Below are 21,999 nucleotides of genomic sequence, written 5' to 3' on the forward strand. Positions count from 1 at the left end.
AGTTTTGCGTCTGTAAAGGCGGTTGTTAATCGTTGATAAATATTCATTTACAGATTAAGAATTTTTATTCACGCTATGAGTGTCAAAATCCAGCAGAACATTGATGTGGTGCATAATATCACCAGAAAGGAATTCGAGCAAAATTACTATTACCCTCAAAAACCGGTAGTCCTCAAAGGACTTGTGGATGGCTACCCGGCCAGTAAGAAATGGAATTTCCAGTTCTTTAAGGACGAAATGGGCGATATGGAGGTGGGCGTGTTCGATGGGGCACTGGAACGAGCTGATCGTTCTTTCAAAAAGCCAGACTATCACTTGAAGTTCAGGGAGTACCTGGACGAAATAGAAAAAGGGCCAACAAAGAAGCGTTTGTTCCTTTTCAACCCCTTTAAGCAGAATAAGCGCCTGTTCGAAGACTTCGAATTCCCTAAGATATGCTCCGGGTTCTTAAGGTCTTTTCCTTTCATGTTTTTTGGTGGAGATGGATCAGTAACCCGCATTCATCAGGACATGGATATGTCATGCGTTTTCCTTACCCAGTTCACCGGAAAGAAAAGAGTAGTGCTGTTTGATCCTAAGTACTCAACTTTACTATACAGATTTCCCTACAATGTGCACACCGCTGTTAACATTGAAAAACCCGACTACGACAAGTACCCGGGGTTGAAATATGTTGAAGGAAGAGAGGCCGTGCTGGAATTTGGCGACACCATCTTTATTCCATCCGGCTGGTGGCACCATATAGAATATGTAGGTAGTGGCTTTAGTATGAGCCTTAGGTGCCTGAGCCCACGGGTGAAAGACCGTGTGCAAGGTGGCTGGAACGTGACAGTTGCTACCCACCTCGACGAATTGCTTCTTAAAATGAGGGGAGACAAGTGGTTTAAGCACAAGGAGAAAGTAGCCATCAACAATGCTAACAAAGAGATTGAAAAGCTTATAGCACAATAGCATTGCCTTTTCAGAAGTGAGGTTGTGCTTTTGAAAAATACAAAACCCGGTCAAATAGTGTTGTTATACTACTTGACCGGGTTTTTAGTTGAGCCACCGCCTACTCTGAGCGCAGTGAATCCACCGGATTGGAGCTGGCCGCCTGCATCGACCGGTAGCCGGTGCTAACCAGCGCTACCAGCAGAGAAACAGCAAAGACCGATACAAACACGGGGAACCCAATGTCTATCTGATAGGCGAAGTCATTAAGCCAGCCTTTCATAAGCGCATAGACAAGCGGCGAAGCAATCACAAACGCAATGAGTAACAGCCCTGCAATCTCCCTCCAAAACATCAGAAGCATTTGGAGGGTACCAGCGCCTAATATCTTCCTCACTCCTATCTCTTTGGTTCGCTCGTTGGCCATAAAGGAAATGAGACCGTACAACCCCAGTGCGCCGATCATTACAGCGATGCTTGCAAAAAGCATAAACAAAGTAGCCAGATTTCGCTCCGCCTCATACTTGGCGGCAATAGAAGCATCCAGGAAACGGTAATCGAAAATAAACTCAGGGAACGTTTCACTCCAAATGCTTTGCACGTCCCTGATCGTTTCGCTGGCTACTGCGGCTGAGCTCCCGGCAGAAAACTTGATCGCCACGGTGAAGAATTCCGGCTGATAATAAAGTAACACCACTTTTTCCATGCTTTCATGCAAAGTATGAGCATGGAAATCTTTTACTACACCTACGATCTCTCTCAAATTGCCATCGTAACCGGTCCTGATTTTGACACCGATAGCTTCCTGCGGGAGTTGAAAACCCAAGCTGCGAATCGTCTGCTCAGTGGCAATGACGGCCGAAGCTGAGTCGGCCCGGCGAAGGTTTCTGCCCGCCAGTAGTTCGATATTAAAAAGAGCGAGGTAGTTTTCGTCAACAGCCTTAAAATTGGCGTTGAGGTCTCCCCTTTGCTCCTTTGGCACAGTAGGCAAGTAAAAGTTAGCGCTGGAATTTGATGATGATAGAGGTGCGCCAATGCAAAATGACACATTGTCTACTCCGTTGACAGCCCGGATACGCTCCCTAAGAGCGGTGATCGCCGACTGGTCGGGCACCCAGGTGGTAATGATAGCGTCTTTCTCGAAGCCAAGTGGCTGATCCTGAAGAAACCTGGTTTGCTGGAGCACCACCAATGTGCCAAACACTAATACCTGGCTGATCATGAACTGAAACACTACGAGCGCTTTTCTTAGAGAAAAGCCTCGCAGTCCTTTGCTATGGGCACTTTTGCCTCGTAAAGCCATTACGGGGCTCATCTTAGAAAGCACCAGCGATGGATAGAGCCCGGCTGCCAGCGTAACAAGAATGATAACAGCGAGTAGATAAACCAGCAACCATGGTTCATCGGCAATACTTACCGACAGTCGATAGCCAAGCATATCCTGCAACTCGAGCAACATCACTTCCGCCAGCGCCAGGGAAAGAAAGCTGGCCAGTACGGTGATGAAGAAGGTCTCCATAAGAAACTGCCTTCGCAACTGTCCTTTGTGGCCACCCATTGCTTTGCGGATGCCAATCTCCCTGGCTCTCTTGGAAGCCTGGGCTGTAGAAAGGTTGATGAAATTGATGCAGGCGGCGATCAGGAGGAAAAAGGCAATGGTAATTAAGGCAACAAGCAGCCGGTAGTCCATCACTCTGTCGCGGAAATTGCCATAAGCTGGATTAAAATGCACGTCAGACAAAGGCTGAAGTCCAAAACGGTCGCCGGCATCACCCTCTCCATAATACTTCTTTGCAAACTCCGGCAGTGCCGCTATTAATTGGTTCTTATGCGATTCATCTTTCAACAACACATAACAATTGGTACTGCTGCTAGTGGCATCCCAGTCCTGTCCATCCCCGTAGTCGGGGTCAAAATCGCCAAGATTGTCGTAATGTACCACCAGCTGAAAAGGCAGATCGGTAGTAGCTGGAGGTGCCTTAAATACTCCTTTCACCACTACGCTGAGTGTGGAATTGATGGTCATCCTCTTTCCGATTACCTTGTCAAAGCTTTCATCTTTGACATCGAAGTATTTGATGGCCCACTGATCCGAAATCACCGCCGAGTTGGGATCGGACACAGCATCGCTCAGGTTGCCAGCCAATGCTGGAACCGAAAACACATCAAAAACACCAGGTGAAGCGAACACAAGGCCCTCGTCCTCTTCCATCTTCTTTAGTTGTGTATCTCCTTCCCAAGATGCTATTATACCGCCGTACTCGTAATCAATTTTGGCGACAGCGTCTACAAAAGCGTAATCTGCTGCCAGCGCATCGCCTATGGGGTGCGGCATGGAAGCACTTCCGCCATTGGTTACCCTGTAAATGCGCTCAAAATTGGCATGATGCTTCTCGTAGCTCAGCTCGTAGTTGACAATAAGGTAGATGACTACCGAACAGCCTATACCGAGTGCGAGCCCCAGCATATTGAGCAGCAGAAAGCTGGGATGCCTCTTGAAAGTTCGGTAAACGGTGACAAGATAGTTTTTGAGCATGGCGGTTATTTTTTTGTTATTCCGACCTCAGAGAGTCCACCGGATTGGAGCTGGCCGCCCTAAGCGCCCGATAACCTGTACTGATCAATGCGATGATCAGTGTAAGGCCAAGGCCTGCAGCAAGAATCAGTATATTGAAATCCATGCGGTAAACAAAGTTCTGAAGCCAGTCATTCATCAACCAGAACGCAATAGGAGTGGAAATGACAAAAGCGACCGCCAGCAGCAGGACGGTTTCCTTGCTAAAAATAAAGAGTATCTGAAGGATACTGGCGCCCAACACTTTTCTCACACCAATCTCTTTCACCCGCTGGTTGGCTACAAATGATATCAGGCCAAACAACCCAAGAGACCCTATAAATATGGCTATACAGGAGAAAATAGTAAACAGCTTACTCAGGTTCCTCTCGGACTTGTAGCGAGCGGCGATGTCTTCTTCCAGAAAGGTGTAGTCGAAAATTGATTCTGGATATACCTCTATCCAGGCTTTGCCAATCTCATCAATGGTAGTTGCCATACTGGCCAACGTAGAAGCTGAAGCACTTAATTTGACGTCAACAGCATAGAAGCCATAGGGATAGTAAATTAGAAATACCGACCCCAGGGCTTCATGCATACTTTCTACATGAAAATCCTTCACCACCCCAACAATTTCCTTTGGTCCGCCCCACCCTGTGTTGATGGTTTTACCAATGGCCTCGCCAGGACTTTCAATACCGGCAATTTTCAGCACCTGCTCATTCACCACCGCCCTCTTCAGAGAATCGGATGGACGGATATTTCTACCAGCCAAAAGCTGAAGTCCAAAAAAATTCACATAATGCTCGTCCACTACCTTAAAGTTCGCACTATAAGACTCCGTTACGCCGCCATCCGGGTAACTGAAATCACTCCCCGAATTGTTCCTGTCGATTGGCGAGCCCATGCCAAAAGTAATGGCGTCCACACCGCTGATGCTGCTGATATTCTGGCGAAGGTTATCGATGTCTTTCGGATCTGGGTTGCGCAAATAGGTGGTTACAATGGCTTCCGTGTCAAAACCGAGGGGCAAATCTTCCATGTACCTCACCTGCAAGAACACCACCAGCGTGCCAATGATTAAGGCCTGGCTGATGACGAACTGCACCACCACCAGCCCTCTTCTGAGGGACAAGCCGCCAGCATGTTTGCCAGATATCTTGTTTTTTATCGCCAGAATAGGGTTCATTCGGGACAGTACAAACGAAGGATACAGTCCCGCCATCAGGGAAACCAAAAAGATGACTCCACCAAGGAATAAAATGGCATCCGGGTGATTTGCCAAATCGACCGATAGGCGATAACCGAGTATGTCCTGCAATTGAATAAGGAATACCTCCGCAACAGCCAGCGCTAAAAATCCAGAAAAAAGTGTAATAAGCAGTGTTTCGGCATAAAACTGAAAAACCAGTTGCCCTTTACGACTACCCATCACCTTTCTAATACCAATCTCCTTGGAGCGTCTGACCGCCTGAGCGGTGGCAAGGTTAGTGAAATTGATACAGGCAGTAACAATAAGAAAAACAGCAATGGCTACCAGGGCCCAAAGCCGGTCGTGGTCAACGGTGCGATTAGAGTAGTTACCGTAGTCAGCATTGAAATGCACGTCGGAAAGCGGTTGCAGAGCAAATGAAGTCTTTAATGCCTCTTCTTCAGAGTGATGCTTCGCCCAAAGATTTGGCAATTGGGTGAGCAGGTTGTCCTTTTCCGTTTCGTCCCTGATTAGCACATAGCAGCTAGTAGAACTGCTCATGCTGTTCCATGTTTTTCCTTCGTTGTAATAGTCGCTCACATCACCAATATTATCGTAGTGCATCAGCAAGTGAAAAGGAAAATCGCTTGTCTTTGGTGGTGCTTGAAAAACGCCTTTGATGGTTAGATTAAGCCGGGAATTGATAGAAATAACTTTACCAATCACGCTTTCCCAATCCTCGTTTCTCACATCGAAATACTTTTTGGCCCACTCATCGGAAATAACGCCAGAGTTGATTTCCTCCACCCCTTTGGCGAGATCCCCGCTTAATGAAGGAAAGCTAAACGTTTTGAAAAAAGAAGGTGTTACAAATGCCATGTGCTCTTCTTCACTAAGCTTTTTCATTTGCTTATCACCGGCCCAGGAAACCACCACTCCGCCGTACTGATAATGAATCTTCACTACTTCGTCGATGGAGGGGTACTCATCCCTCAGCGCCTGTCCGAAAGGGTGAGGCATTTCTGCCGCATAAGAGAGTTTGTTGGGCTCCTGGAACGTGCGGGTTACCCTGTAAATCTGGTCATAATGTGCATGGTGCTTGTCAAAGCTTAGCTCATAAGCCACAATGGAATAAACAACCAGTGCGCAACCTATGCCGAGCGCCAGGCCCAGAATGTTCAGGAACATGTAACCAGGGTTTCTCCGGAAAGTGCGCAGCGTAGTAATGATATAATTTCTGATCATATCCTTGGCTTTTAAGAGATGAAAAAATGACTACTCTGACCTCAACGATTCGACCGGATTGACCCTGGCGGCGAGAAACGATCGGTAGCCAGTGCTTGCCAGTGCAATAACAAGAGATACGCTGATGGCCAATACAAAGAATACCGGACTGAAAGGCGTGCTGTAGGCAAAGTCATCGAGCCAACCCCGCATGACCCAGTAGGTAAGCGGTGCTGCGACCACAAAAGCCACACCCAGCAGCACAACCACTTCTTTGCTGAAAATGAAGATGATTTCGCCCATGCTGGCACCCAGCACCTTACGAACACCAATTTCTTTGACCCGCTGGTTAGCCAGGAAGGAGATCAAGCCGTAAAGCCCCAGCCCCCCAATGAAAATAGCGATGCCTGAAAAGATGAGGAACAGCTGGCTGACGTTTTTCTCTGTTTGATAGCGGTCGGCAATCTGCTTGTCGAGGAACTCGTAATCGAAAATGAAGTCGGGATAGGTTTCGCTCCATACCTTGTCAACTTCAGCTACCAGGTTATCTATTTTAGCCACCGCATCACCGGCGGTAGAAAGCTTCACTCCCATTTCATAAAATGCATTGGGGTAATAGATAATCATGGCTGGCCTAAGCTCGGAGTGAAGTGAGAAAATGTGAAAGTCTTTTACCACACCCACTACTTCTTTGTCTCCACCAAAGCCCGTTCTAAGCTTTTTACCAATTGCTTCAGCTGGGTTATCGATGCCCATGATGTGCATGACCTGCTCATTGATAACGACGGCATTAAGCGAATCAGAAGGCCGTGTGCTTCTGCCTTCCAACAACTGTAGACCGTAAAAGTCGATATAGTTTTCGTCAGCCACCTTAAAATTGGCACTGTACTGATCGGTAACTCCGCCATCAGGATAGCTGAAATTAGAGTTGGAGTTGCTGCCAGCCAGCGGTGCGCCCAGTGAGAAAGTAACGTCTTCAATCCCACTCACACCCAGCAGCCTGTTTCGCATGGTCTCAAGTGTTTGAGGATGCTCCTGGTCAGGGATATATACATTAATGATGGCGTCTTTCTCGAACCCCAAAGGCTGGCTTTGTATAAAACGCATCTGCATCAGTACTACAATGGTGCCTATGATAAGCGCCTGACTGATGGCAAACTGAATGACGACCAGTGCCCGGCGCAAGGAAAGCCCCCCGGTGTGTCTGTCGGAAGTAATTTTATTTTTGATTGCCAGCACCGGATTCATTCTTGATAGTATCAGTGAGGGATAGAATCCGGCGAGCAGGGTGACAGCAAAAACCGCTGCGATAAGAAACGCCAGCATTTCAGTATTTGACAGCAAGTCAATCGACAATCTGTAACCCAGTATTTCTTCAAGTTGAATAAGGAACAACTCAGCAATAGCCAGGGAGATCAGTGCAGCAATGGCCGTGATGATAAAGGTTTCGCTGTAAAACTGAAGCAAAAGCTGCCCACGGTGGCCACCCATTACCTTACGGATGCCGATCTCTTTAGACCTTTTTACCGCCTGAGCCGTCGCAAGGTTGGTGAAATTGATGCAGGCTGTGATAATCAGAAACAAACCTACCACGCCAAGCGCCATGATCAGTCGCATGTCCATGGTGCGGTCGCCGTAGTTTTCGTACTCGCCATTGAAGTGTACGTCGGCCAGCGGCTGCAAACCAAACTCCAGCTCTTCCACAGCGTCTTCGTCGTAGTACTTTTTAACGAACTCAGGAAAAGACGCCAGCAGTTGTGCCTTATCGGTTTCGTTCTTAATCAACACATAACAGTTAGTAGAGCTGCTGGTACTGTTCCACCTCGTGCCATCCTCGTAGTAAGGATTCATGTCCTTGAGGTTGTGGTAGTGAATCATGAGTTTGAACGGGAAGTCGCTGTTTTTGGGAGGCGCCTTAAATATGCCCTTAATGGTGACCGACAACTTGGAATTAATCGTCAACCTTTTGCCTATAACACTTTCGACTGTAGCATCCGTCAGATCGAAATACTTCTTTGCCCACTCATCTGATATGACTGCCGAATTGAGGTCTTCCACTCCTTTGGCCAGGTCGCCTGACACCGACTCGAAACTGAATACCTTGAAAACTTCAGGCATTACATAGGCTATCCCAACATCTTCGCTGAGTCTTCTCAACTGCTGATCGCCTTCCCAGGAAGCTACAATGGCCCCATACTGGTAATCAACTCTGGCCACTTCATCAATGAAGGAATAGTCTTCACGCAGCGCCTTGCCCAACGGATGCGGCACTCCAGAACCATGTTCGACCTTGTCAGGCTGGTGGTCGGCACGTGTAATTCTATAGATGTGTTCGAAGTTCTCGTGGTGCTTATCGTAGCTGAGCTCGTAGGTGATCACCCGATAGATCACAAGGGAACAGCCAATGCCGAGGGCAAGGCCAAAAACGTTGAGCAGCATGTAGCTGATGTTTCTGCGGAAGCTTCTAATGGTGGTGATGAGATAGTTTCTGAACATGGTGCTAAAGTTAATAGTATGCCAGCCAGTTAAGAAAATGTTGTGCCATTAACTTTAAGTTACTTATTATCAGAATGTTACGAATAGTGTATGAAAATATAGTTGGCTTAGGTGTTTGGTTTTGCTACAAAAAAGTGTTTGTTTTTGATACAGTTTTAACGAAGTACGTCGATCTAAACTGAGATGCCTGCCTTCGCAGGCATGACGTCGCTCTTGTGACGATCAGGCTGTCAACAAACAAAATTGATTAATCAGATAAATAAACATGCCCCTTTATCCCTCCAAAATACTCATTGTCGACGACGACCGTGACGTGCTCACCACGGCCCGGATGCTACTCAAGCACCACTATGAAGGTGTAAAGACCAGCGTGCATCCCAGTGAGGCCCTCGACCTGATGGAGCAGTTCAATCCAGACGTGGTGCTACTCGACATGAACTTTCAGCGGGGAGAGAACTCAGGCGAGGAAGGGCTACGGGCTTTGACCAATCTGTTGGCCAAAGACCCATCCCTCAAGGTCATTTTGCTCACTGCTTACGGCGACATCAACCTGGCGGTGGAAGGCATGAAAGCCGGTGCAGCTGACTTTGTGGTGAAGCCCTGGTCAAATGAGAAATTGCTGGCCACCATCCAGAATGCCCTGAAGCTAAAATCAGCAGAAAAAAATGCAGAGAGGTACAAGGCGATTAGCACCGACATCACAGAGAGCGGCAAGCTGCTGGAGGAAGAACTCATTGGTCACTCGCCTGCCTTCAAGCAAGTGCTGGCGACCGTCAAAAAGGTAGCACCGACAGACGCCAACGTGCTATTACTCGGAGAGAACGGCACAGGCAAAGATGTAATGGCCCGCTACCTGCACAGCCTCAGCACCCGTAACAACCAGGTGTTTTTCAGGGTAGACACAGGTTCCTTGCACGAAAAGCTGTTTGAAAGTGAATTGTTCGGCCACGTGAAAGGTGCCTTTACAGATGCAAAAGAAGACAAGCCCGGCAAGTTTGAGTTGGCCGAAGGTGGCACCCTCTTTCTCGATGAAATCGGCAACCTCTCCCCTGCTTCCCAGGCCAAAATCCTGACTGCCCTACAGCAGAAAACCATCACGAGATTGGGCTCCAACAAACCCATCCCTATCGACTTCCGGCTGATCAGCGCCACCAACCAGCCGTTGGCACAAATGGTTGCCGACGGGGAGTTTCGGCAAGACCTGCTCTTTCGCATCAATACCATTGAAATTACCCTGCCCACGCTAAGAGAAAGGCGGGACGACATCCTTCTGCTCGCCATCCATTTCATAGGCCACTTTGCTAAGAAATACAGAAAGACTCCCCCTGAGCTGACAGACCTGGCGAGCAAGCAGTTGACCGACCATCACTGGCCCGGCAACATCAGGGAGCTGATGCACACCATGGAGCGGGCCGTGATTATGGCCGAGGGTTCGACCATCAACTATTTTGACCTGAGCCCATCCAAAACAGCTGCTACCAACTCGCCACCGGAAACGCTGAACTTGCAGGAAAACGAGCTGAAGCTCATCAACGAAGCACTTAAAAAACACCAGGGTAATGTGACCCGGGCAGCCCGTGAGTTGGGTATCGACCGGCTGGCACTTTACCGCAGAATGGAGAAGTATGGTATTAAATAGATTCCTTCTGTGGCTCACCATCCGCACTTGCCTTGTACTGGCGACACTTGTGGCGATCGCCTATTCGTGGACGCAATTCGAGCTGGTTTATACGCCGGTAGTGCTTGTAGTCGTGCTCATCTTTCAAGTCAACGACCTGTGGCGGTTTATCCGGCGAACGAATGATAACCTCACCCGTTTTTTGCAGGCCATTGAAACCAGGGACTTTACCGTCGGTTTCCGCCAGGACAAAATTGACCCGTCGGAAAAACGCCTGCACAAGGCCTTTCACCTGATTCTCGACACGATACAAGAGTCGGAACTTTCCCGTCAAGCGCAGTACTTGTATCTACAGGGCATTGTAGAGCATATCCCCACGGGCATTATTGCGCTGAACGAAAGAGAGCATATAGACCTGATTAACCCGGAAGGGCAAAGCCTGCTCGATATCCCCAACGTGGCCAACTGGAAAAACCTGAAGACGGAAAACTCCGAGGCGATGGCGCAGCTGCTGCAGCTTAGCCACGGCGAAAGCCGACTGCTGGAGATCACCATCAGTGGGAACAAGAAATACCTGAGTGTGTCGCTGTATGCCTTCAAGCTGATTGACAAAAGCATCAGGCTGTTCACCATCAAGGACATTGCCAACGAGATTGACCAGAAGGAGCTGGAAGCATGGATCAAGCTGACCCGGGTGCTGACACATGAGATCATGAACTCAGTGACGCCCCTCTTGTCGCTGACGGAAACCATGATTATGGTGTTGAAGCAACCTAATGGAAAAGCCAAAAAAGTGGCTGACCTGACGGACGAAACCATCAGCGACATGGTGGAGTCGCTGGAAACGATACAGCTGCGCAGCAAGGGCCTGCTACAGTTTGTGGAAGACTACCGCCGCTTTACGAGAGTGCCAGAACTACAACCGGCACCTATTGAGGTGCAGAGCATGATCAGCTCCATCAACCTGCTGATGGCCTCAGAGCTACAAAAGGCGGGCATTCAGGTGCAAATGCCGGAGCAAAGTGCGGAGCTGACCATACAAGGAGACCGCAAGCTACTGGAGCAGGTGTTCATCAACCTGCTGACGAACGCCATCCATGCTCTGGAGGGAAACGAAGCCCCGCTCATTACCTGGCGTTTTGAACCGGGAGACAGATGGGTGGACATTGCCATCAAAGACAACGGCAGCGGCATAGACCCCGATAAGCTGGAGCAAATCTTCATCCCGTTCTTCTCTACCAAAAAGGACGGTTCGGGTATTGGCCTTAGCCTGAGCCGACAGATCATTTATCGCCACAAGGGTCGTATTAGTGTTTATTCCGAGAAAGGGGTGTTTACAGAGATGGTGGTGAGGCTGCCGGTAGGGTGAGTGGTAGCAGGGTAGCTTTTCTGGCTACGGCTAAACGCAGGCTAAAAAAATGGATTTCAGCTGTTTCGGTTAAATCAAGGGCTAAACTTGCGCCAGCGAATGGGGTTAAGTATCAGCTTGTTTCACAAAAATCCTAGGAGTTTGAACAAAGTTGCCTCATACTCACTTCTAATTTTGATTGTTATGGATCAATAACGACTAGTGCCAATGGGAGCGACATTAGTTATTTAAGAAGCTTACCTTTTTTCTGTGGTATTGTGCTTTCCTCTTTCATACTGAGCGTCAGCCGATTGCTTTAATCAAACCTTCCGATTCTGTATATTTTTGATGTAGTGCTCTTTTCTAGCTCTCCTATCCAGTTCGACTGCGATAAGTCCAATTAGCTCCTTCAAGTGGCCGATGTGAAAGTCTTCAAATAGACGGCTCGCATGGGCTTGGTCGTTTCCCAGCCAAGTCGCTCGTTTAAGAATTTCCTGAAGTTCACCGTCGTAGTACTTATCGATAACTTGCCCCAGCCACATTTTCTGAATGGAATCACTTTATTCTGGGTGATGGTACCTGACAAAATCTTTAACCAGGTATTCGATTGCTTTACGATAACCTATTCCAGCTATTTCGCTTAGACCATGCTGTTCAGCTAACAGTGACTGACTATAGGCGGCCAAGAATCTTGTATCCAGATGTTCACCTGATTTACCAGCTGAAAACTGCAACGATCTAATTGCATCCGGCCATTCTGGCACTAGTGGACTGCCATCTAAAATTCGATCAATTGCCAATATATCAGCAACCTGATCGTAAATGGAAACTATCGTTTTCCCACAATCATCGTACATACACCTCCAGACTATTAATCGCTCTTGCTTTCCCTCCTCTGACCGCTTATGAAGAAAGTGCGCTAAAAGTTCTGGTTGGGTTGCAACATGACAATGAGGGCAGATGGTTGGGCGTTCAACAACAGTGTCTTGCCCGTCGATTCGGAAACTAATAAATGCCATTCGCTTGCGACTTTAGGTTTATCATATTAAGCATCAAGATATCAACAATTAGCGTAATACATATTCACTAAATAGACCCGAGCATCGTCGTTAAGTATTAAACCTGGACAATTTTCTTCAGAATAACTATTTCCGACCAACAAGAAAATATCCTCTTCAGCAAGTTAGCCTCAAAATCTCGAACCGGTTGCGAATATCGCTCCATGATCTGAAACCTTTGCGACCCTAGCGCAATCTGAGCAAGCCGTCAAAGCCCTCACAAATTCCCCTCAATCGCCTTGATGATCTCCTCCTTATCGAAGCCTTCCCTGATATAAACGAACCTGCCTTTTCTGTCCAGCAACATGAAGGTGGGGGCTACACGGGCTTCGTATTCCCTGGCCACTAATTTGCCATTGTATAATGTGGGAGGTTCGATGTTATACTTTTTTATGTAGCGGATTAATTTGTCGTAGCTGGAATTGAGCGTTTCAATGCCATACACCCTCAATCCATTCTTTTTATACTTTTCTTGAAGAGCGTTTATATCTGGTACAGCTTCCACGCAGCCTTTACAATAGGGAAACCAAAATTCGAGCAGCACCAAGTTGCCTTTTTGGCTTGACAAGCTCGCAGAATCACCGTCAACCATTGGGAGTTTCCATTCAGGAGCCATGCTGCCGATTTTTGTCGTCATTTTAGTTGCCTCGGCTGCATCAAATTCCTCGTAGGTCTGTCTTGAAAATGCTGCCGGATATCGCTCATACGTCCAAATATTATCAGGCCTACTGGCGTTGGTGTTGATGTGCTTGAAAGTAACCAGTTGAAATCCTTGATTTCCAGGAACTATCGTTCGATAGCTATAAGGCAGATAGGTCTCTTTGTCAATCAGCAACTCTTGCTCAAGTACTGTCCCCTTTTGCTCCACTATATCTATTCCATCTCTAATTCTCCTGTTTTTTAACTCAATGGTGAGCTTGTAATAAGACCGGCCATCTACCACCTCATCCTTTTGCTGCACAATGACAACAGAAGGGTCCTTCATCATTTGTGGCAATAAGCTCCTGAGAGACAGCATGGAGTTTCGGACCCAAAAAGACCCGCCTAAATGGCCTTTTGTTGGTGTGTTAGAAAACAGAATCCTACGCTCTTGAATATGGCAATTGTATTCAGTCGTTCCGTTAAAGACCTCTTCTCCGAAGCTTGATTGAAAATGGTACCTCGCCCCTACTAGGCTGTCGCCAGCAGTAAAGTCAAAGAAACAAACGGCACTATCCAGGCTGGATTTTGTCTCATTCTTGTCTACTCTTTGAGACAGGTGTTGGTACTCAATGGTTTTCAGAGTTTTGAGCGTCGAAATTGTTTTGAGCAGGATGCCGTTATCCTCTAAACGAGCACCTGAAAACAAGCTGATAAATGTGAAAAGTAAAGGTAGTGGTATCATTGTGTTTGCTTCAATGCATTTCACGGATAAGAAGAAGAAAACAATCGAAAATACGCATTTGTAGAACTTCTACTTAGTTAGCCCGAAGCGCCCCGCCATCAGCTTTCCATTCCATCATTTCGCTTCTCTAACCGGGTGGCGAAACAAAATGATGCCAAAGCAAATGCCAAACGCTACGTAAATGACCCCAGTTACCCAGATAAGGTGGGAAGCGTGTGGATTTGACATCAGCACTTTCACCAGGGCCAGTCCGCCAATGAGAAAGTGAGTCATATTGGCTACGGCAACCGGCCGGTTGTATATCCCTCCAATGAGGCTGCCTTTGCTCATCCAGTTGAGCATGGCAAAAGCGAAGTACAAGGCGCCCAGTATTTGCATCAGCAATAGTGCGGTCTCGCTCTCCTCCATACCGGCATAATTCAACAAGGCGTCGGGCATAAAAGTGAGGGTTATGCCAGCAGCCCCCAATATGACTGCCGCCAGTGTCATGATAATTTTGGTGTTCATATTTTGTGCGCTGAGATAAAAGGCGAAATATACAGCACAAACGCCTATTCCGCCATGGGTAAAGTGCTTGTTTCGCAATGCCCGAAGAGTTATGTTGGGGATAAGCGAAGAAAATGAAGTGAACACCCCTGTGAGTATCAATACAGAAAATAGAGCTAGTTCTGTACGGTATTAGATCGGCTCCGAAATGAAAAGATTGCCACAGCTGCGACCTAAATCCCGGACACAATCAGTAGGCATTTGCCGCAGCCTCGCAATGACGGTCACTTTTGGGTTAGTTCCTACTAAATAGGAAGGTGGCAACACTCCCTGTCGCCCCTCCCTATGGAACTTACGCAGACGACTGTGGTAGCATTGAGGCAGTTATTATGGCTGCTGGTGGTGTTAAATTACAGCTCGGAAAAGCGGCTAGTCCCAGTCCCGTAGGGACAACACGCCGGTAAGCTCACCATGTAACACCTTTTTTTGCCAAGTGCCGTAGGTACGGCACATACACTTGCCAGCAAGGCCGCTACTTCGTCTGGAGTCTATGCTCCTTCATCAGCCTGTAAATCGAATAGATGCCTGGTATCATGGGCAGAAAGGCGGTCCACATGCCGGAAAAATAGTAGCTACCAGTTGTCTTGTAGTAGTAGTTGGGCATGTCGGCTACCTCTACACCGAGGATGGTCTGTGTAACGTCGTTCACATTGCCAGCCTCAATGCTAGGTGTCAGCAATGGGAAAACATAGTGGGTGAATTCGGCTACGCCCGGGCCGATGAAGATGAACCAGGCGATAAAGCCTGCCAGCGGCACACGGTAATAAAGGCCCAGTGAAGTTAATGTGTAGGCCGTCGGGCCCACAAGGGCAAAAACGAGCAAAAAGCTCCTTTCTGTCCAGGGAATTTCGAAAAGCCGACTCATGGCTGGGGCAAATCCCGTTTCATATTCTTCAATGATGTGAATTTGCAAACCTGCCACTGTGAGCAAAAACAACGGCAAAATGATCTTAGGGTCAGTAGGATTCTTAAGGTAGGTGAAATACCAAAACAGGAAGCCGACGAGCGCAGATCCTCCTACAATAATCACTGGTGGAAGCCCGATGTTGATATAGCCAATCGTTGGCATGACAATACAGAAGGCAATGACAATGACCAGGCTAAAAATTCTGGTTGATTTCGATGTTTGCATGGTTGTAAAAAGTTGGTTGATACAAACTTTCTAAGAAAAGCTGAGCCGTCTTTTTACAAATGTTAAAAAATCACTTCTTCGCCCTGATCCGACTGAGAGTTACCTGTGTGACTCCTAAATAGTTAGAAAGGTCGCCCAGGCTGATCCGTTGCAGGAGCTGCCCTTCCTCTGCTACAAAGTGGTTATAGCGTTCAGTAGCATTGTCTTCCAGCATTTCGCTCACTCGGTTCATCATCTTGGAGGCTGCCATGGACACCAGCCTTCTGAAAAAGGTCTCTATGCAATGGTGCTTTTCACAGAGCTGCTCCAAGTCAATCCCACTAATGCAGGTGATAGAAGTTCTTTCTAATGCCAGCATGCTGTAGTTGGATGGTGCTCCGGTTACAAAGCTATCGATGACAGTTAACATGGAGTGCTCAGCGAAGAAGCGCATGACGAATTCTTTGTCTTCGCTGGTGAAGAATGTCTTGGTTAGTCCTTCATCGACAAAGCACAGGTGACGGCACACCTCTCCCCGTTTCAAAATAAAGTCATTTTTTTCGATCGTCCGGCTCTTTAGCTTTTTCAGCAAATCCTCCGAGGCTTCCTGATTGAGTGGGGAGAGCCTGTTGCAAAAACCTAAAAAATCGATCATAGCTGTTCCAGTGTTTATGCAGAGTGCCAGCAGCTCAGGTTCTGGTATTCACTATCCGGCATACTCTAGAAATATAGCGATAAATAGGGAGACTTCACATTGTTTTTACCTACAGCCAATGCTTACATATAATAGGAAGTAGCTGCACTCCTTTCGAAACGGACCCAGTTGCTAATAACAGGGGACATTTGATAAAAATTAAAATCAAATGCGGATTTGCAGATTGCTCATGCCTGATGCGCTGGTGTTGCCGGGCACAACAAATGCAATCTGCAAAATTGGACATATTGCCTCACTCCTCTTTGGATTCAAAAATCAAGTAAAAGAGCTGAAAATCAGCTTAATGCATTGTAAATGTCTTTGACTATGACAGTTCATTTACGTTATTTTGCGCCAACTGTCTGCAAACCGCTGGCTCGTTCTATAACATTTTCGAAGCTGTCTGGTTTATGATATATCATTAAAAATTTTTATTATAAAGTGATCTTCTGATGAGGGTAAGCTATGACTTTGATCAGCAGAAACTTCGATCTATCCGACCTTAGCTCACTAAATGCCTCCTTTTAGGTCTTTCATTTTATTGTGTTTTTCCTTGTGCATCAGCGGTACAGGTCTAAGCCAGCTATCGACTGCCGATAGTCTTGAACAGGTATTGACGAGATCAAAAAATGAAGTGAAAGTTGATATCCTTAATCAGCTCACCTACGAGTTTATCACTGTCGATAATGAGAAGGTTCAACAGTACAATGGACAGGCGATTGAATTAAGCAAGAAGATTGCCTATCGCAAGGGAGAAGCCGTAGCCTATACGTACAAAGGTGTTAATGAATACCTCTCTGGCTTTCTTGCTCCTGCACATGTTCACTTACACAAGGGCCTTCGGCTGTCGGAGCAGATCGGAGACAGAAAAAACACAGGCTATTCGTTTCTCCAGCTAGGCAACCTGGCGCTGGAAGAAGTGGCCACCGATTCAGCCCTGTATTTCTTCAACAAGGCCCTTGCCTATTTTGAAGACGGGTCAGATCCTGCTACATTCTCAAAAATTTACCGCAACATGAGTGCTGCTTACGGGCAGCGGCACCAGATTGACCAGCAGCAAAAATACCTCGACAGCGCCATCGCCATACGTCGGGCTCTCCCTAAAAAGGCGTTGCTGATTGAAGCCCTTCTGCTAAAAGCGAATAACAGCATCAGGAACAATAATGTAAATGGTGCTGACAGTATCCTTTCGGATGCGGAAAAGGTTGCGTCCAGCGCCTATGAGTATGAGGAAAGCCGTTTCGACATCCTTCATATCAAAGGGTTGATCTTGTTTAAAAAAGGCGATGTGGACGGAGCAATGGTGCTGATGGACTCTGCCAGCAGCTTTTTTTTGGAAAAATCACTCATCCGCAAATATATCACCCTGCAAATCGACGTCAGTCTGGAATTTGCCCACCGAGCTGAGTACGAACTGGCCCTTGATCATTTGTATCCTGCCCTTGAACTCTGCAAGCTGCGTGGTTACAATGCAGAAGTTCGCAGCATTATCACCACCATGGGATGGATCCACTATCGACTGGGTGACTTCCCTCAGGCCGTGGTGCTGGCCGACGAAGTAATCGTCTTGCAGGCAAAAGCCCAATTGAAAGCCGAAATAGGCACGGCCTTTCTTCTAAGGGGGGCCACTTTGACGGAATTAGGCAGGTTTCAAGAAGCACAAAGCAATTTGGACTCTGCTTTTAATATATTCCAAACTGTAGATGCCAAACGGGGCAGCAGCGATGCCTTGATGTATTTGGGATATTTGAGAGTGAAGCAACGAAAATATGAAGAGGGCCTTGGCTATTACAGCCGGAGCTCTGTGCTAGCCGAAGAAGCACATTCAGACTTTAGCCTTGCACAAGTTAACTGGGGGCTGGCTGATGCGCATTTCAAACTAAAAAATTTCGAAGAGTCAACCAGCTTTCTCAACAAGGCCGAATACTACTGCGGTTTGACTGAAGCCAATGAAATTTTGATCATGTGCTTCAACACCCGTCGGGATCTTCTGGCGGCTCAGGGGCAATTCGAAGCTTCCCTGGCGTATTCCATGAGGGCCAGTCAGTTGAAAGACTCTCTGCACAAGTCTGATGTAAGCAGGAAGTTCGCCAACCTTGAAAAAATGCACCAGATCGACCAGCGAGACAGGGATATCAGGGCATTGCAACAAGAAAAGCTGTTGGCTGACAATCAGATTGCCCTACAGCAATCGATGCTGGATCAGCAGTTTCTGCTTCTGATCGTGGGACTCGCCGGCCTCGCATTGCTCAGCTTTGTGGCCATTGCCTACTATCGTTTCTATAAGAGAATCAAGGCATTGCACTCCACTATTGTGGAAAAAAACCAGCGCATTCAGGTGCAGTCGGAGGAGCTGGCCACTAACAACGAAAGGATCAGCGAGCTTAACCGGGGTCTCGAACAGCTAGTGGAAGAAAAAACAAACGAGCTTGTGAAAACGAACGAGGAGCTTGTTAAATATAACAATGAACTCGTTCAATTCTCTTATACTGTTTCTCACCATATTCGTGGGCCAGTCGCCCGGCTGCTCGGCTTGTCCGATTTGGCAAGCAGAGAGCTGGATGACACAAGTTCAAAGCAACTGATCGGGCTGATGGGCACCACGGCAGAAGACCTGGATCAAATCATTAAAGACTTAGGGCAGCTCCTGGATCTAAGAACGACACCCAGTCATTATCGTGAGCCTGTGGACCTGGAAAAGGAGTGGCAGGAGAGTATTCGCTCATTGAAAGAAAGCCTCACCGGGAGTGAAACAATTGAGTGTGATTTTTCGGCACTACCTGAGATATTCACAGTCCAGCCCATGATTCAAAGCATTTTTCATAATCTGCTTAGCAACGCTATCAAGTATCAGTCGTGGGACAGAAGCCTGGTGGTAAAAGCAAAAAGTTGGGAAGTAGACGACAGTGCAGTCATACAAATCACCGACAATGGGCTGGGGTTTGACGCTGTGCTTTACAAAAAACAGCTATTTAAGCTCTACAAGCGATTTCACACGCACGTAGAGGGGCGTGGGATAGGCCTTTACCTCGTAAAAGCACAGCTTGAGATATTGCATGGGTCGATAGAAGTTGAGTCAGCGCCCGATGAAGGTACTTCCGTTACGATCACAATTCCGTTGGAAGGCAAGAAAGAGGTGCTTGCCAATAAGCAATTTGATACCACCGAAAGGTGAGCCAAGGAGTATAAGGGAAATCAACAGTATTTATTGCTTGGTTCATCGGTTAGCTTTCCAAAACAACAGGCTTATGCCGGACCGGCAAAGCAGACCACAAAAAAATACCCTCTGGTGAAGATTCAAAATCCACAAGCCAGCGGGTATTCTGTATGAGTAGAAAACGCTTCCTACTTTAACGGTACTGATGCCTTCAGCTTCTCCCATGCGATGGTAAAGCTATCTCCTGCCACCGCATAAGAAAGCGACTCCTGCATGTCGGCTGCCATAGGTGTAGTCTTCACTATGAAAACATCACTCTCCGGTTTTCTGGTGCTGGTGCCGTCTCTGTTAATACCCCATTGCCCCACTTCTTTGTTGAATATCACCTGCCATTCCTTTTCACTCGGAATGATGTAGATGCTGTACTTGCCTTTGGCAAGCTTGTTGCCACCTACCATGATGTCTTTGTCAGTTTCAAAGGTAGTAGCATTATTGGCTCCTGCCCGCCAAACCTTGCCGTAGGGCACAAGTCCACCCCAAATCTCTCTGCCATTTGCAGAAGGGCTGCTGTACTCAATGGTAATGTTTGCATCGCCAACCTTTCCATTGGCGGTCATTTTGGGGCTTTTTGGCTGCGCCTGGGCATAAACAAGTGCAGCAAAAACAAAAAGGACTGAAAGTCCGAAAACTCTAATTGAAGTACTTTTCATGTTGGATAAGTTATGAGTAAACTGGAAATAATTGTAACCGGTTGATTTCAGATGGAAGATACAATAATTACAAGAAATATCTTAACCAAAACATTACAACCTATGCTCCAATAAGGTCAGCCCGAGTCTCCTGTTATGCACAGGCAACTCCTCACTATCGGGCGTAATATAGTTTTCGACGGAGGTGAAGCCGAATCCCTGATAGTAGTTGACAATGGTAGGGTTGTTTGCCCAGGTGTCCATTCTTACAGCGCTAAGACCTTTGTGCCTGGCATGGCTCTTCGCCCAATCCACAATGTGGCCAAAGAGCCTTTGTCCTTTAAAAACAGGGTTCACCACAATACGGTGCAGATACACAGCATCACCCTGATCCATCGCCCGCCAGATTACCTTGTCGGTGTAAGCAACACTGAAAACAATCAGTACATCGTCTCCGGCAACCACCTTGTACTGATTGCCTTGCTCAATGTCTCTGATGATTGCTCCCTTGTCGTAGTTGCGCCAGACTGGGTAGCCTTTTGCCTCCTGGTACCTGATTGATTCTTCGAAAAGATGGCAAACAAGATCGAGGTCAGCAAGCTGTGTGTTGACTATTTTCATTTCCTTTTGCGGTGGTAGGATAAGTTAAGTATTATCCGGCATTTCAACACCTACCTTCCATTCTGGGAAATTGCCATTTCAGTGACTTCAATGAATATTTTCCACCAGAATGGTATAAAACAAAAAAACCAACCAGCACTTGCCAGTTGGTTTTAACTTTCCCGTGTTAAACGCCAATTAGTCTAATACTTTCTCAAGCTTGGACACCCAACCATCTACCGGATCAAACAATAGCTTCTTGGTGCCTGTAGCTTCTTTGGTGTATTCAAGCTGAATAGTGCCTGACGCTACCGGGTCAATATTTGCTCCGTCTTTATAAGCCCAAATAGTGACTTTGAGGTCGTAAACATCTCCCACTTTCAGTTTCTCCTGATTTTTTCTCAAAAGTTCGAGGAAGGCGTAGTCAGCAGAATTTGAAGAATTGTCGACGGTGACCCTTGGAAACAGGAAGTAAAAGATTCCCTTGTCTTTGTCTATCTGTGGAATGTTCTCAGAGAACACTGAACTGGTCTTTCTCAGCACTTCTCTATCGGTAGTTTCACCAAGCATTTCGTAAGTAATGTTGAACCAGGCACCTGGGTGCGACACTTCCAGTGGCATTTCAAAATAAGGCTTATAAGCCACCGTTGAACCCAGCTCAGCTTTGGTGATAAAGTTGGCAACCTTTTCTACCGGCTCATTTTCTCTTTGGTTGCGCAGGTAGTTGGTTCCTTTGGCGAACGCTATTTTGCCTACATAGCCACCATAAGACTCAAACTTCATCAGGTTCTTCTTGATTTTTTCGCTTTCCTCAGCCTTCAGGCTACCAATCAGCATGTCCAATTTGGCCTGGGCGGTTTCCACATCCCAGGTATCGAAGCTAGCCTTGTCCTTGGCATAAACATCCACCACCGTGCGGGTAGCGTCAAGGCCGACGGGGCCGTCGTTATAGCTGCGATCAGATTTGATCTGCGCTATCACACCCGGATCGACTTCTACCAACTCAACATAGCCGGAAGCGCTTGCTGAAATCCAGAAGTAAAACAGCTTCACCTGGTGTTTGGTGTAGTAGTTTTCTTTCAAATCAAGCTTCAACTGTGGCTCATCGCCTTTCTTCTCGAAGTAGTGAAGCTTGTTTACCATTTTACCAGCTTCTTCTTTCACAAAACGAAGGCCATACGCTTTGCCGTCACTCAAACCGAAGTACTCGCCTGTGACGCCCATGGCATCGGTTTCATCGTTGAATGCCGTAAATGATCCACCTCCGCCGCCTTTGCCACCCTTCCCTTTGCCCACCTTACCGGCCAGTGCACCAGCTAGTTGGGAGTGCGCTTCTTGTGCACTGAAAAGGACGAAAACGCCCAGCAGTGCCATTGATAGAATTAACTTTTTCATGTT

At 47.2% G+C, this 21,999-nt stretch carries 15 protein-coding genes; 4 read left to right on the forward strand and 11 right to left on the reverse strand.

Annotated features, from left to right (window positions below; all coding sequences use genetic code 11):
- Nucleotides 1-75 precede the first annotated feature (75 nt).
- The gene (locus GC130_RS02715; protein WP_151996717.1) at nucleotides 76-951 is read left to right on the forward strand and encodes a cupin-like domain-containing protein; all 876 of its coding nucleotides are present in this window, start codon (nucleotides 76-78) and stop codon (nucleotides 949-951) included.
- A gap of 100 nt (nucleotides 952-1,051) precedes the next feature.
- Here the strand turns inward: GC130_RS02715 and GC130_RS02720 are convergent, their stop codons facing one another.
- The 3 genes from GC130_RS02720 to GC130_RS02730 are packed head-to-tail and all read right to left on the reverse strand — an operon-like array spanning nucleotide 1,052 to nucleotide 8,396.
- The gene (locus GC130_RS02720) at nucleotides 1,052-3,466 is read right to left on the reverse strand and encodes an FtsX-like permease family protein (RefSeq protein WP_151996718.1); all 2,415 of its coding nucleotides are present in this window, start codon (nucleotides 3,464-3,466) and stop codon (nucleotides 1,052-1,054) included.
- A 16-nt stretch (nucleotides 3,467-3,482) separates the two neighbouring features.
- Nucleotides 3,483-5,921: an FtsX-like permease family protein gene (locus tag GC130_RS02725; protein WP_151996719.1), complete on the reverse strand. Its 2,439-nt coding sequence runs from the start codon at nucleotides 5,919-5,921 to the stop codon at nucleotides 3,483-3,485.
- A gap of 30 nt (nucleotides 5,922-5,951) precedes the next feature.
- Nucleotides 5,952-8,396 (reverse strand): FtsX-like permease family protein, encoded by a 2,445-nt coding sequence (locus GC130_RS02730; RefSeq protein WP_151996720.1) that lies wholly within the window; start codon nucleotides 8,394-8,396, stop codon nucleotides 5,952-5,954.
- Nucleotides 8,397-8,661: 265 nt separating this feature from the next.
- On the opposite strand from GC130_RS02730, the gene GC130_RS02735 reads away from it, so the two are divergent.
- Both GC130_RS02735 and GC130_RS02740 read left to right on the forward strand, forming a co-directional pair.
- On the forward strand, nucleotides 8,662-10,035 hold the full coding sequence (locus GC130_RS02735; RefSeq protein WP_151996721.1) for a sigma-54 dependent transcriptional regulator: 1,374 nt from the start codon (nucleotides 8,662-8,664) through the stop codon (nucleotides 10,033-10,035).
- A complete protein-coding gene (locus tag GC130_RS02740) occupies nucleotides 10,022-11,383 on the forward strand; it encodes a PAS domain-containing sensor histidine kinase (protein ID WP_151996722.1) in 1,362 nt (453 codons plus the stop codon). The genes GC130_RS02735 and GC130_RS02740 overlap by 14 nt, the downstream gene beginning before the upstream one ends.
- Nucleotides 11,384-11,922: 539 nt before the next feature.
- On the opposite strand, the gene GC130_RS02745 is transcribed toward GC130_RS02740, so the two are convergent.
- The 5 genes from GC130_RS02745 to GC130_RS02765 form a co-directional block, all read right to left on the reverse strand.
- The gene (locus tag GC130_RS02745; protein WP_151996723.1) at nucleotides 11,923-12,381 is read right to left on the reverse strand and encodes a hypothetical protein; all 459 of its coding nucleotides are present in this window, start codon (nucleotides 12,379-12,381) and stop codon (nucleotides 11,923-11,925) included.
- 256 nt (nucleotides 12,382-12,637) lie between these two features.
- A complete protein-coding gene (locus GC130_RS02750; RefSeq protein WP_151996724.1) occupies nucleotides 12,638-13,804 on the reverse strand; it encodes a TlpA disulfide reductase family protein in 1,167 nt (388 codons plus the stop codon).
- 114 nt (nucleotides 13,805-13,918) lie between these two features.
- Nucleotides 13,919-14,311 carry a hypothetical protein gene (locus GC130_RS02755; protein ID WP_151996725.1) on the reverse strand — a complete coding sequence of 131 codons (393 nt, stop codon included), beginning with the start codon at nucleotides 14,309-14,311 and terminating at the stop codon, nucleotides 13,919-13,921.
- Nucleotides 14,312-14,822: 511 nt separating this feature from the next.
- A complete protein-coding gene (locus GC130_RS02760; protein ID WP_151996726.1) occupies nucleotides 14,823-15,482 on the reverse strand; it encodes a hypothetical protein in 660 nt (219 codons plus the stop codon).
- A gap of 70 nt (nucleotides 15,483-15,552) precedes the next feature.
- On the reverse strand, nucleotides 15,553-16,116 hold the full coding sequence (locus GC130_RS02765; RefSeq protein WP_151996727.1) for a Crp/Fnr family transcriptional regulator: 564 nt from the start codon (nucleotides 16,114-16,116) through the stop codon (nucleotides 15,553-15,555).
- Between the two features lie 673 nt (nucleotides 16,117-16,789).
- On the opposite strand from GC130_RS02765, the gene GC130_RS02770 reads away from it, so the two are divergent.
- The gene (locus GC130_RS02770; protein WP_193217742.1) at nucleotides 16,790-19,330 is read left to right on the forward strand and encodes an ATP-binding protein; all 2,541 of its coding nucleotides are present in this window, start codon (nucleotides 16,790-16,792) and stop codon (nucleotides 19,328-19,330) included.
- 170 nt (nucleotides 19,331-19,500) lie between these two features.
- Here GC130_RS02770 and GC130_RS02775 read toward each other — a convergent pair whose 3' ends face one another.
- The 3 genes from GC130_RS02775 to GC130_RS02785 all read right to left on the reverse strand — a co-directional run bounded on the left by GC130_RS02775 (nucleotide 19,501) and on the right by GC130_RS02785 (nucleotide 21,996).
- The gene (locus GC130_RS02775) at nucleotides 19,501-20,022 is read right to left on the reverse strand and encodes a DUF2911 domain-containing protein (RefSeq protein WP_151996729.1); all 522 of its coding nucleotides are present in this window, start codon (nucleotides 20,020-20,022) and stop codon (nucleotides 19,501-19,503) included.
- Nucleotides 20,023-20,115: 93 nt separating this feature from the next.
- Nucleotides 20,116-20,622, reverse strand: a complete 507-nt coding sequence (locus tag GC130_RS02780) for a GNAT family N-acetyltransferase (protein ID WP_151996730.1) — start codon at nucleotides 20,620-20,622, stop codon at nucleotides 20,116-20,118.
- A gap of 177 nt (nucleotides 20,623-20,799) precedes the next feature.
- Nucleotides 20,800-21,996, reverse strand: coding sequence for a hypothetical protein (locus GC130_RS02785; protein WP_151996731.1), 1,197 nt, complete (start codon nucleotides 21,994-21,996; stop codon nucleotides 20,800-20,802).
- Nucleotides 21,997-21,999 lie beyond the last annotated feature (3 nt).

Origin of the sequence: Imperialibacter sp. EC-SDR9 (genome assembly GCF_902498805.1) — a bacterium.
Lineage (GTDB): Bacteria > Bacteroidota > Bacteroidia > Cytophagales > Cyclobacteriaceae > Imperialibacter.

Bases quoted from the DNA above. Each gene is read 5' to 3' on its own strand.
- GC130_RS02780 (WP_151996730.1), bottom strand. From the start codon at position 20,622: ATGAAAATAGTCAACACACAGCTTGCTGACCTCGATCTTGTTTGCCAT.
- GC130_RS02730 (WP_151996720.1), bottom strand. From the start codon at position 8,396: ATGTTCAGAAACTATCTCATCACCACCATTAGAAGCTTCCGCAGAAAC.
- GC130_RS02720 (WP_151996718.1), bottom strand. From the start codon at position 3,466: ATGCTCAAAAACTATCTTGTCACCGTTTACCGAACTTTCAAGAGGCAT.
- GC130_RS02715 (WP_151996717.1), top strand. From the start codon at position 76: ATGAGTGTCAAAATCCAGCAGAACATTGATGTGGTGCATAATATCACC.
- GC130_RS02735 (WP_151996721.1), top strand. From the start codon at position 8,662: ATGCCCCTTTATCCCTCCAAAATACTCATTGTCGACGACGACCGTGAC.
- GC130_RS02750 (WP_151996724.1), bottom strand. From the start codon at position 13,804: ATGATACCACTACCTTTACTTTTCACATTTATCAGCTTGTTTTCAGGT.
- GC130_RS02765 (WP_151996727.1), bottom strand. From the start codon at position 16,116: ATGATCGATTTTTTAGGTTTTTGCAACAGGCTCTCCCCACTCAATCAG.
- GC130_RS02760 (WP_151996726.1), bottom strand. From the start codon at position 15,482: ATGCAAACATCGAAATCAACCAGAATTTTTAGCCTGGTCATTGTCATT.
- GC130_RS02745 (WP_151996723.1), bottom strand. From the start codon at position 12,381: ATGGCATTTATTAGTTTCCGAATCGACGGGCAAGACACTGTTGTTGAA.
- GC130_RS02740 (WP_151996722.1), top strand. From the start codon at position 10,022: ATGGTATTAAATAGATTCCTTCTGTGGCTCACCATCCGCACTTGCCTT.
- GC130_RS02775 (WP_151996729.1), bottom strand. From the start codon at position 20,022: ATGAAAAGTACTTCAATTAGAGTTTTCGGACTTTCAGTCCTTTTTGTT.
- GC130_RS02755 (WP_151996725.1), bottom strand. From the start codon at position 14,311: ATGAACACCAAAATTATCATGACACTGGCGGCAGTCATATTGGGGGCT.
- GC130_RS02725 (WP_151996719.1), bottom strand. From the start codon at position 5,921: ATGATCAGAAATTATATCATTACTACGCTGCGCACTTTCCGGAGAAAC.
- GC130_RS02785 (WP_151996731.1), bottom strand. From the start codon at position 21,996: ATGAAAAAGTTAATTCTATCAATGGCACTGCTGGGCGTTTTCGTCCTT.